Source organism: Allobosea eneae, from assembly GCF_042657265.1.
Classification (GTDB): domain Bacteria; phylum Pseudomonadota; class Alphaproteobacteria; order Rhizobiales; family Beijerinckiaceae; genus Allobosea; species Allobosea eneae.
In genome coordinates this window covers 1-12102 of record NZ_JBHSLW010000077.1, presented here as the reverse complement: position 1 = coordinate 12102, position 12102 = coordinate 1, and the positions used below count along the sequence as shown (strand labels likewise).

At 63.6% G+C, this 12102-nt stretch carries 4 protein-coding genes and 1 pseudogene; 3 read left to right on the top strand and 2 right to left on the bottom strand.

The genetic code is table 11. From position 1 onward, the window contains the following. Positions 1–1438: 1438 nt before the first annotated feature. Together ACFPOB_RS28635 and ACFPOB_RS28630 are read left to right on the top strand one after the other, a co-directional pair. Complete coding sequence (locus ACFPOB_RS28635) at positions 1439–1831, top strand: hypothetical protein (protein WP_377801661.1); 393 nt, start codon at positions 1439–1441, stop codon at positions 1829–1831. Positions 1832–2331: 500 nt separating this feature from the next. Further along, entirely contained in the window at positions 2332–2508 is a 177-nt protein-coding gene (locus ACFPOB_RS28630) for a hypothetical protein (protein WP_377801660.1), read from the top strand. A gap of 1491 nt (positions 2509–3999) precedes the next feature. On the opposite strand, the gene ACFPOB_RS28625 is transcribed toward ACFPOB_RS28630, so the two are convergent. Continuing rightward, positions 4000–9930 carry a PKD domain-containing protein gene (locus tag ACFPOB_RS28625; RefSeq protein WP_377801659.1) on the bottom strand — a complete coding sequence of 1977 codons (5931 nt, stop codon included), beginning with the start codon at positions 9928–9930 and terminating at the stop codon, positions 4000–4002. Positions 9931–10053: 123 nt separating this feature from the next. On the opposite strand from ACFPOB_RS28625, the gene ACFPOB_RS28620 reads away from it, so the two are divergent. Next, positions 10054–10959, top strand: coding sequence for a LysR substrate-binding domain-containing protein (locus ACFPOB_RS28620; RefSeq protein WP_377801658.1), 906 nt, complete (start codon positions 10054–10056; stop codon positions 10957–10959). Between the two features lie 225 nt (positions 10960–11184). Here the strand turns inward: ACFPOB_RS28620 and ACFPOB_RS28615 are convergent. After that, positions 11185–11825: pseudogene (locus tag ACFPOB_RS28615) on the bottom strand (hydrolase). Positions 11826–12102 lie beyond the last annotated feature (277 nt).

The window sequence follows — 12102 nt, the reverse complement described above, 5'->3', positions numbered from 1 at the left end:
GAGTGGCTGGGGTCCACATCGCTCGCTCCAAGATGGCCTGAACAACCCCTTGGAATCACGAGTGCCCCAGTCGCTCAACCCTTTCGGGACGGGCTCTGAGTGAGAATGTAGTGTTAAGTCACGCCCGACCGTGCCGCTGCCTCCGACAGGTGAGCGCGAGGGGGCGATGGGATCCTGCCGGCGCAGGGGCCATCTTTCCCTCGCGCCCACCATCACGGGATCGTCCCAGGCGGCGCCCTGTCGGCAAGGGGCGCGAGGAAGGCGATGGGGCTTATAGGCGCAGGGGTCCGTCCTTCCCTCGCGCCACCATCACGTGATCGTCCTGGGCGGCGCCCTGTCGGCAAGGGGCGCGAGGAAGGCGATGGGGTGTTGTCGGCGCAGGGGTCCGTCCTTCCCTCGCGCCATCATCACGGAGTCGTCCCGGGCGGCGCACAGTCGGCAGAGGAGCGCGAGGAAGGCGATGGGGCTTGTCGGCGCAGGGGTCCGTCCTTCCCTCGCGCCCACCATCCCGGAATCGCCCAGGGCGACGCCCAGTCGACAAGGGAGCGCGAGGGAGGAGATGGGCCTTCTCACGAGGTGGACCAAGTGGGGCATCCCCTTGATACCAGGTTCAACGGAGCGACCCTGTGGTACTTCCGTTTGCCTTCAGGTGAACTCGAACGGGGCCCACTTGGTGCACCTGGTACTCGGACCTACTACCTGCATTGTCGGAACACGTATCGTCCTTCCCTCGCGCCGTCGACTAGGCCTTCGGGGGCTTCGCCGAGCCGGTCGATGACCGGCATCGGCTCAGTGCAGACTTAGTCCTCCACGCGCGCACAGCGAGCCTCTGAGCTTGTTCCGGAGCACGCAGGAGGCGCGCGATCTTCGTGCGTTCGGAGCGGCGACGGAAATACGTAAAAGTTTAGCTAGGTGAAAATTTGGCACGCGCGAGGATTTCGCCTTGCTCAACTTCGAGGCGTTGCAGATAGTACAAATCATGAACAATCGCCGTGAAGCTATTGCGTGGGAGTTCGACAATGTCGCGTGATCAGAATTCGGATGCCACCTACGTGGTCGTCGAGACCAGTTACTACCATGAGGGTCGCACAGGGCGCTCCCTTGCCAAGAGCCCCAACGGACGAGCCGCTGTGTTCGCGTCGCGAGACGAGGCCCAGGAACACATCGACGACTATCTCGACGCTTCAGTGAGGTGCATCGGCGGCCGGGAATGGCGTCCCTCGACCTTTGAGGTGAAGCCGGTTAGCCGTCTGCCCCAGTACCTCAGTTGGCAGCTTTAGTGGCTGATCAAGCTCTCCAATCCTTATGTCGGCGTCGCCGTCGAGACGGGCTAGATTGCCTGCTAGTGATCTTGAAGAAGGACCTAAGGTGCGGCTGGCGTACTCAAGGTCCTTATTTATCGAGGTGATGGCGAGTGGCGCGCTTCGGGGAACTGGGCATGAAAACCGTCGCGAACAGCCATACCGTGCTGCGCCGCGGTGATGCGGCTCCCGTGCTGGCCGGCGTCACCGATATCAGGGGCGCGCAAACTAGCGGCCTGCCCGGGCCCGACGTGGCGGCGGCAATCGCCGGCGCGCCGCAGGGGGCGCCGATCGTCCTGCTCGACCACCAGCCCAGGCTGGCGGCCGGCGCGGCGAAAGTGGGCGTTTCGCTGGAGCTCTCCGGCCATACCCATGGCGGTCTGATCGCCGGCTTCGATCGCTTCATCCCGCTGTTCATCGGCGGCTTCGTCGCCGGCCGTTACGAACTCAGCGCGATGGGCCTCTATGTCAGCAACGGAACGGCCCTGTGGCCCGGCTTTGCCATCGTCTCGGCAAGCCATCGGAACTGACGCTCATCGTTCTGCGCAGCAACGAGGAAGGCAGAAGCCAAGCCATCCCGCCGTCATGATATTGGAGCCATCAGCCGATGTCGCACGCCTTGTGACCGCCAAAGCAGCTAGGCCGAGGTTGGACTCCTTCATGAAATCGTGCGGTGCGCGTACGTCGGCTTTTAGTATAAATCATCACTATAACTCGATAACGATCAAGTATTATTCAATTTGTTCTGAATTTTTATCAATTTCGATATCCATACTGGCAATCGATAGTTGACGGCCACCCAACCTTGACGCAGCCTATTGTCACTGCCGGACGTTAGCTTCTTCAACCGGCTGATGCACTGTTGCCAACCGCAATGAATTGGGCGGTGAAGCAACTGGGGTTAACTCGACCAGCATCAGTTTGAAGCCGCGTGGACCGCTTCGAGCTCCCAAGCTTGAAATGGTCGCAGAGTCATCATCGCTGTGTTGCGGGGCACAGCGGACATCACCCGCGACAGAGAGGCTGCGGGGTGACGATGGGCGACAGCCTCTCAACAGCTTCCAAACCTGTTCCGTACAAGGGGTTCGGCAACACCCCTGAGAGCGACGTCGTCCTTCGGGATGCCGCGATCGACACTCCGCAGTCTCCCGATCAAGCTGCAGGCGACCATTTCGCGATCACTGTCAACCTGACCTTGTCAGGTTAATCGTGGTATACTCATGTCTAATCATCTTCCTTCGATCACCTCCCAGAAGAGGGTCGAAATCGAATTCCACCCGGCCGACGTGGCCGACATGACCGACAAGACGGTCGCTGTCCTGAAAGCCAACAATCAGATCTTCTCTCAGGGTGGTCGCGTCGTGTACGTCGCGACTATACCAATGGATGTTGGCGAGGAAAGCGTGACGCGCACGTTCCTGGCCACCGCCACGGTCCACACGCTTCGTGACGGTGTCTCGAGGCGAGTGATGTATCGACATCCGCCGACGATCACCACGGACGAAAAGGGGCGCAAGAAGAAGACTCTGGGATCGCCGCTGCTGCCTCCAAATGCGGTGATGGAAGCGCTCATAGGTCGCCAGGGTGCCGGGTTGAACCCCGTCATGATGGCGTCCGGTAGCCCCATCTTCCGCAAGGATGGATCTGTGGCTCAGGCCAACGGTTACGATGCCCTCTCGGGGATCTTCATCCAGCTCGATGCGGCGTATCCTGCGGTACCCGAGAACCCGACCAAAGCCGATGCCTTGGTCGCCCTGGACCAGCTGAAGAAGCCGTTTCGCGGGTTCCCGTTCGTCGAGGCCGTCGACAGCGCGGTTGCCATCTCGGCGATACTGACGGGAATGATCAGCTTCACCCTCACGGCTAAGCCGGCGGTGGGAGTGAACTCCTATGTGGCAGGCACGGGTAAAACGAAGCTCGTGAACACGATCTCGATCATCGCCAACGGCGCTCCGCTTCCCCAGATCAACGCAGCCAAGGCGTCCGCAGAGACTGAGAAGCGGATCGATGCCCTGCTTCTGGAGGGAAACGCGGCCATCGGCCTCGACAACATCTCCAGTAGCTTCGGGGACGACAAGCTGTGCACCTCTGTGACCTCCAGTCGCGTCAAGGTACGGCCTCTGGGTTCCAGCAATACGGTCACCGTGAGGAGCCCGCTGGTGTTCCTGAACGGCAACAACCTCCAGCCCAAGGGGGACTTCTGCCGGCGGATGCTCTGTTCCGTTCTCGACGCTCAAGTCGACGACCCGACCACGCGGGTCTTCGACTTCAATGCGGAGGCTGAGGCTGCCGCCAATCGTCCGGCGCTCGTGGTAGCCGCTTTGACGATCCTGCGGGCCTATGAGGTTGCAGGTAAGCCGGAGAGCGGGCTGGCGCCTGTCGGGTCGTTCGAAGAGTGGTCGAGGCGCGTCCGCGACGCACTCGTCTGGCTCGGTGAGCCCGATGTGGCGAGCACGATCAAAGACGTCCGCGAGGGTGATCCGGAACGCAGGGCGCTTCAGGCCATGTTAATCGGATGGCACAATGTCATCGGGTCCAAAAAGGTTCGGGCAGCCGAGGCGATCGCCGAAGCTCAGAACGCCGTCGCCTTCGATCCGAAGGATGAGAAGGCCGCCGACCTGCTCGAGTTCATGGAAAGCGTGGCTGGCGAGCCTGACCGCAGCATCTCGCCGATCAGGCTGGGGACCTATCTCGCCCGTCATGTCCAACGGCCCGTCGTCCTGAAGTCGGTGACCGTGTCCCTGCCGAAGCCCGCGGCAAAGACGAAGACGTCCTGGCCCGAGCCGCCGGTCAGCGCGTCGTTACCGGCGCCGCCCTCGATCCGGTCGTCGCCGGACCCGCCATCAAGCGTGTCGTTGCCCGCGCCACCGAGGACGATGTCGTTGCCAGACCCGGCATCGACGACGTCGTCGCCCTCGGCCGCCTCGATCACATCGTCGCCTGAGCCGCCTGCGATAAGGTCGGCGCCCGAACCGGCTATGATCTGGTCGTTGCCGGAGCCGCCATCGAGCTGGTCGTCGCCGGTCCCGCCCAGCAGCGTGTCGTTGCCGGCACCACCCTTCAGCACGTCGTTGCCGGCGCCGCCGTCGAGAACGTCGTCACCATTGCCGCCGGTGAGAACGTCGTCACCCGCATTGGCCGGACCGTAGCTGAGCACGACGCCGCCCTGGCCGTCCGCCGCAAGGCTGAACGCCATGCCGGAGAAGTCCTTAGTAGGATCGAGTTGCAGCGTCGCAGGGCCGGACGGGCCGGTCAGTGTCAAGAGATTGCCCGACCCCAGCGTCGCCATGTCGGCCTCGAAGCCCGACAGCGCGATCCGATCCTCTTCGGCGAAGCCCGAGATCGTGCCGGCAAAGCCGCCATCGGCCAGCAGCGCGGCCTGGAGCGTCAGCGTCTGGACGCCTTGTCCGAAGGCGACGTCATAGCCCTCGTCCGTCAGCGTCCAGTCGCCGGCGAGTTCCACCGCCTCGACATCGGTCAGCGCACCCAGCGTGCCCGTGCCGGTCAGCACCAGCGTGTCGCTGCCGGCGCCGCCATCGATCGGTCCGACCGCCGCCGCGCCGGCGGCGATCGCCAGGCGGTTGTCGCCCTCGCCGAGGCGGAAGGCCTCGATCCCGGTGAAGACATCGCTGCCCAGCCCCGCCGCCGACACCGTCCCGGCAACGAGATTGAGCATGATCTCACCTGTGGCGCCCGACAGCGCCAGCGTGTCGACGCCGTCCCCGCCATCGAGCCGGTTGTCGCCGGCATCGCCCCTGAGGACATCGTCGCCGGACCCGCCGATGACGTTTTCGATCGCGATGAGCGCATCGGCCCCGGCCGCGTCGCCGAAGGCTTCGCCTGCCGCAAGATCGATGGTCACGCCGACGGTGTCATCGGCGTAATCGGCCGTGTCCGCGCCGTCCCCGCCTTCGAGAGTGTCGTCGCCTGCGCCGCCGGCGAGGCGGTCATCGCCCGCGCCGCCGATCAGCTCGTCGTCGCCGGCGCCGCCAGCCAGCACGTCGTCGCCAGCCTCGCCGTCGAGAACGTCGTCGCCCTCGTTGCCATCAACCGTGTCGTTGCCGTCGCTGGCCTGGACCGTGTCGTCGCCGAGACCTGCCAGGATCACGTCGTCGCCCGACGTGCCGAGAAGCTCATCGTCGCCAGAGGTGCCCCGAATCGGACCGCCGGGAGCTGCGTCCGCCAGTGAGACGACGGTGACGTCGTCGAAGCTGACGCCCTGGCTCCCCCAGGAATAGAGCCCGAAGGTGCCAGAGCTCAGGCCGCGATCCTCGATCGGCAGTGGAAAGAGCGCCTCGCCGTCGATATAGGCCGAGATGCGGTTGTCGAGAATGTCGACGCGCAGCGCCGTGTCCTGGCCGATTGCATATTTGTTCCATGCCTGACCGAGCACCTCCTCGATGCCGTCCTGCAGGCGTACCAGCGTCCAGACCTGATACTGATGGTTCAGCTCGAGCTTATAATGGTTTTCAGGATCCTGATAATAGAAGACCAGGCCCAGACCGTCGTCATCTGGCGTCCGGAACGAGGCTTCGATGGAGTAGTCCTTCCAATCATAGGCGCCCGCAGCCTGTGCATCGTACAGGGCGGTGGTGCCCTTGCGCAGGATATAGTTGCCGTCGCCCAGCGGGCTCCAGCCCTTCTGCCAGTCATTGGCATTGCTGGGTCCGCCAGCGGTGAGCTGCTCGGAGTAGATGTTGGATTTCTGGACCAGCCGGCCGTCTTCGACCGTCCAGTCGGACGGCCCTTCGATCGTTCCCTCGTCGATGATCGACCAGACGCCGTCGAGCGCGCCGTCCTCGAAGCGATCCTGCATCAGGACCGCGCCGCGGCCGACGACATCCACCGCGACGACGTCGCTCGAGACGCCGCCCGTGCTGTCCGTCACTTCGAGCACGACCTGTTTGGTTCCGACCGGCAGCATGATGGCGGCCTCGGCGGTCTCCGCCACGACCTCGCCATCGACGAGCCAGCGATAGGAGACGATATCCGCCGGGCCAAAGGAGGATTTCGCCGTGAGCTGGACGAGCGCGCCGTCCTCGCCCTCAGTGGCGATGGAGCGCATGTCGCCCGCGCCATGGGCCGTCAGGGCTAGCTTGTTGACGACAACGTCGTCGAAGATCGAGCTCTTCTGGCCGCTGGAATAGACACCGACCGAGCCGCCCGCGAGCGGAGCGGTATCCGTTACCGGCCCGTCGAAGACGCTCTTGCCGTCGAGCAGCACGTCGATCCGCCCGTTGGAGACGACGATGCGCAGATCGAGCGCGTCGTTGAAGCGGTAGCCCGCTTTCGTCTGCGCGAGAACGGTCTCGACGCCGTCGGCGACACGGACGAGGCTGCGCGAGACGGCCTCGTTGTCCATGACGAAGCGATAGTGGTTTCCGGCGTCCTGATAGTAGAAGACCACGCCGATATCGTCGTTGTCGGTTGATTGAAGCGTGACGTCGTAGCTGTAGTCCTTCCAGTCCAGCGCGGATTGCGCCTGCCAGACCAGAAGCTTGCCGGCCGCGTCGCTGCGGTCGTGCAGCGCGCCTTCCCCGTCGATGGGCTCGTCGGGCGCGTGGATCGACCCCTTGACGCTCCAGCCGTCGAGATTTTCGGCCGCGTTCTTGTCCCACAGCGACAGCGAGCCCTCGCCGAAGCGCGGATCGAGGCTGCCATTGTCGAAATCGAACTGGATCGCATGCGCAGGATCAATCTGCGATTCCTGCATGATGCCGCCGGCCTTGGCGCCGCCAAGCGCGCTGATCTCCGCGGCGCTCATCACCTTGTCGGTGAAGAAGACGCTGTTAGTGTAGCCGTGCAGGGTCTCGAAATTCCACTGGAAATGACCTTCGTCGCTGAAGATCAGGAAGCCCTTCTCGGGATCGATCTGGTAGCGCGAGGTCGGCATCGACTGCGAGCCGACGAGAACGCCCTGCAGATATTTGCTCAGCGTGACGGTGCCGTCGCCATTGTCGCTGACGGTCAGCGCGACGCGTTGCCACTGATCGACGGCGAATTTACCGGTGTAGCTGCCGTTGATGCCGAGGCCGCCAGCCATGTTCACGAGGAAGTCGGCGTCGCTGATATTAGTTGGGTCGGTCTGGAGCAACGCCATCCAGTGGTTGGTCGCCTCCGGGGCGAAGATGTCCCAGATGATGGTGTAGCTGTTGAGCTTGCCCTCGCCGGCAGCAAAGCTCGGCTTGATCAGATAACCTTCATCGGGGCGCGTCGCCGGGAACTCCATGACCTCGTCGCTGCCGCCAGGCAGCGCGAGCGCGCCGAGTTCTTCGGTCGTTCCGAACTCGGTCGCCTCGAAGATGCTGTCGGGCTCGACCACGACGACTTCACCTGCGCCATGGCTGGGAGCGAAGGGATCCGCCGCAGCGAAATCGAACTGCACGGCATTGCTGCCGGCAGGCGCCGCAGCCGCGATACCGTCGGCATCGGCCTTGCCGAGCGCCGTGACTGCGGCTGCAGCCATCGGCTTGTCGGAGAACATGACGCTGCTGACATAGCCGGACTGCGTCTGGAGCGCCGATCCGTTTGGCGCATTGTCCGAGAAGATCAGGAAGCCCTTCTCGGGATCGATCTGGTAGCGCGAGGTCGGCATCGTCTGCGAGCCGACGGCGACGCCGTCGATATACCTGGCCAGCGTCGAGTTGCCGTTGCCGAGATCGGTGACGGTCAGCACGACCCGCTGCCAGACGCCGTATTGGAACGAGCCCTTGTAGTCCCCGTTGATGCCGATGGCGCCGGCCGTGTTGATCAGGAAGTCGGCGTCATTGCTGGATGACTGGTTGGGGTCGGTCTGCAGGAAGGCAAACCACAGCCCCCTGTTGGCGACCGGCACGAGAACGTCCATCGCCAGCGTGTAGCTCTTGATCGGTGCGGTGGCGCCGAAATCCGGACGAACCAGGAAGCCTTCGGTCGTCGGCGCGGTCGCCGGGAAGTACATGGCGCTTCCCGCGCCGCCCGGCAGGGCCGGCAGCCCGAGCGCGTCGGTCGTGCCGAACGCGATCTTCTCCGAGAGATCGGGCGTGCGCGGCGCCGGCGGCTTGCTCCAGCCATCGGCATTGCCGTCGTTGAAATTGTCGACGAGCAGGGTGTTCTCGTCGGACACCACGACGCGCATCTCATCGACCGAGACCTTGCCGCTCTGATCTGTGACATGAAGCGTGAAGTCGTGCTTGCCGGCGGCGAGTTCGAGCGTGGCGACCGCCGTGGTGGCAACGACCGTGCCGTCGCTGTCGCGCCATTCATATGAGCTGGCCTGGCCCGCGTTCAGCGTATCGCTGCCGTCGAGCGTCACCTGCGCGCCGGACACGCCGGACGGCGCATCGGCGAAGACATCGCTGCCTGCCTTGGCCTGGGCGTAGAGCTCGGGCGTGCCGAGTTCGAGACCGGTGATTTCCTGCTGATGGTCGCGATAGGGACCGGTCAGGCCGTCGCGGTCGAGTTCTTCCTTGTCGCGAAAGCCGGTCAGATAGGCATCCCGCTCGGTGAAATAGGTCGATGTGAAGATGCGGCCATTGTCGGGATCGATCGTCAGCAGGCGGATGGCGCCCTCGCCGCCGCCGGTGACGATCTCGGTCGAGGACCCGCTCTGGTAGTCCGCCATCATCTCGATGACGCTGTTGCCGAACTGCGAGTAGCTGATGTTGGTCTCGGCGGAATCGCCCAGCACATGGCCCGAAAGCGTCATCACCACATTCGGATATTTGCTGGTGAGCAGGCGATAGACCGCCTCGCCGTCATTGGCGCCTTCGGCTGCGTTGGCGACGCCGTAACCCTGGATGGGGGCGGCGCCGATCGTCGACGCCATCGCGTCGCTGCGGCCGGCATAGGTGGTCAGAGTGTGCGATGCGATGATGACGCGGTGGTCGAGGTTGGCTTCTATCACCTCGCCGGCCCAGCGCAGCACGTCGTCGCGGGGGGCGAATTCGAGGCTGAGCACCAGCCATTTGGTGCCGTCGGGCGCCGTGAAGCTGTGGTAGCTGTTGGCGGAGCGCTGCGGCTCGGCGTCGTAAACGCCCCGGAACGTATTGGGATTGGTCGCCGCCTGCGCATCCGGCGAGAACAGATTGTCGAGAAAGGTCGTCGAGTGATCGGCGGCGGACCCACCGGCGGCCTGATCGTGGTTCCCGGGCAGGATCGAATACGGGATCTTGCCGTCGAGCCGGTGCAGCGCTTCCGATGCGATCGCCCACTGGGCGGCGTTGTTGTTGTCGGTGACGTCGCCGAGCCCGACGACGAAATCGATGTTCAGGCTTTCGGCGTTATCGGCCAGCCACTGCGTCATATCGCCGAAAATATAGTTCTTCGACGCGTTGGAGGTGTAGTTCTGGGTATCGGGCAGGGCCGCGATCGTGAACGCGTTCGCACCGGCCGCATTGACCCGGACATTGTCGGTCACGGAGGCGCCGTCTGCGGTCGTCGCGGTGATGACGAGATCGGTGTAGCCGAGGGCGAGCGCGCTCACCGTCAGCACGCCGTCGACGATCTGCGCCGAGACGGCGCTGCCATCGCTGCTCGCGACGGCGAATGTCGCGTAGCTGTCGCCGAAAGCCGCTTTGAGGTCGATCTGCTTGGTCGCATCGGCTCCGATGCGCAGCAGCATGTCATTGATGGGGTTCAGATAGGCCATGGTCGATCCTCTCCGCGCGGAACTGACGGGTGATGCCGAAACCTTTGAAGGGAGGCCCCCGATCGATCCAATAGAAAGGACCAATGCTCCTTATAGGCAGCGCGTCCGCGGGGATTCGGCCGGATGAACGACGCCCAGCTGCGCTGCTTTCATATTGCCGCCACCGAGGAGAGCATCACCCGCGCCGCCGCCCGGCTGGGCATCAGCCAGCCGACCGTCTCCGCCCAGATCAAGATCCTGGAAGAGGGCTATGGCGTGCAGCTTTTCCGCCGCGTCGGTCGCAGGATCGAACTCACTGATTTCGGCGCTCATCTTAAGGTGATCACCGAGCGGATCTATGCTGCCCAGGATGAGGCGCGCGAGTTGCTCATCGGGCACCAGAACCTGAGCAAGGGGCATCTTCGCATCGGAGCCGTGGGCCCCTACCATGTGCTGCCCATCCTGCAAGAACTGCGGATCAAGTATCCCGATGTGACGTTCTCGCTACGCGTCGGCAACTCAACCGCCATTTTCGATGCGATGGCGCGTTATGACATCGACATCGGCATCATGGCCGACCTCAAGGCGGGCGACAGCAAATTCCACATCCAGCTGCTGCGGCGCGACGAGATCGCGCTGCTGGTCCATAGCGAGCACGCCTTCGCGCAGCGGGGCATGGTGTCCTATGCCGAACTGGCAAGCCAGACCATCATCATTCGGGAGCCCGGCTCTGTTACGCGCAGCGCTTTCCTCAATGCGCTGACCGCCGCGGACCTCGCGATGCCGCAATGTCTGGAGATCGAGTCGCGCGAGGCGACGAAGGAGGCGGTGGCCTGTGGGTTCGGCATCGCGCCGGTGCTGCGCTCAGAGGCCGGCGAGGATCGACGCTGTGTCCTTGTCCGGATCGCGCCGCCCGCGCCGAGTTTCGACGAGTATGTCGCATGCTCCCGCGATCTGATGCGCACGCCGCTGATCAAAGCGTTTCTCGACGCGGCCAGCGCGGTCAGCGACCGGCTCGAAACCAGCCGGCAGAGCGCGGCGACGGAATGATCTACATCCATCGTGTCGGAAGGGACGACCGCAGCCGTCGCTCGCACAATCAGGATACAAAAGAGCGCCCCGATGTGGGGCACAATCGCCCCGATCATCTCGTCTAAGCCAAGGCGCGCTCCAATGTCTGGTTCAGGACAAAGCTCCAATGTCAGGAAGTGGCGCAAAGAGCCCGGCGAGATTAACGCCGGGCTCATGTCGTCTTAAAAGTTGGTGCGATTGAGCTTAAGCTGCCTCGGCAGCGGCGGCCTTTTCAGGGTTGAAGCCGTCGGCGCTCTCGAAGACGTCCATGAAGCCGGTAATCGTGGCCTCCCGGGCCCAGTCGCGCTGGAGTTCGCAGTAGAACTGGACGCGGCTGATAAGCTTGCCGCCGGCCTGTTCTACGCGTCGCAGACCTGCTTCATGCGCCGCAACCGACGTGCCGCCGACGGCGTCCACAGGAACATAGACCTCATAGCCCTCCAGAAGGGCGTCAAGCGCGGGGAAGCCAGGCACACCTCGGTCCACAGCGCGGTTATGACGAGCTTGCGGCGCCCCAGCGCCTTCACCGCCTGCTTGAATTCGACGTCCTCCCACGCGTTGACGGTCGTGCGGTCGTAGATGGGTAGGTGACCTAGGATGTCCTGCAATTCCTGGATCGGCGGCTTGTTGCGGCCGCTTACCACGTTCACCGTCGAATGGATGATCGGCAGCCCGTAGTTGACCGCCGCCTTTGCCAGGCTCGCGATGTTGAAGACGAGTTCCTTGCGCGGCATTGACCGGATCGAAGAGACCTGGACGGGCTGGTAGTCGATGATCAGGAGCGCCGAGTTCTCGGGCGTGAGGAGATGGTCGGTGTTAGGATTACGGATAACTTCGCTTGTCATGGGTGGGCTCCATTGAGGAAGGCCCACGCTCTACGCCATTTCGAGTTCTCCAGAAGGCATCGTTTGAAGCACATATTGTTTGACGCCTTGGACGTTCGGCGGGGTGTCCCAGTTCCCGGTCTGACCGGTTCGCCATCATTCACGTCGCGCTCGCAACCTCCTGAAGCTGGTCTTCGACTGACCTGAGACCCTGATCTTCCTCCAGATTTGAGTAGAGTCCGTCACTCACGGAGACGGACGATGCGCCCCTCACGATTCACGGAAGAGCAGATCATCG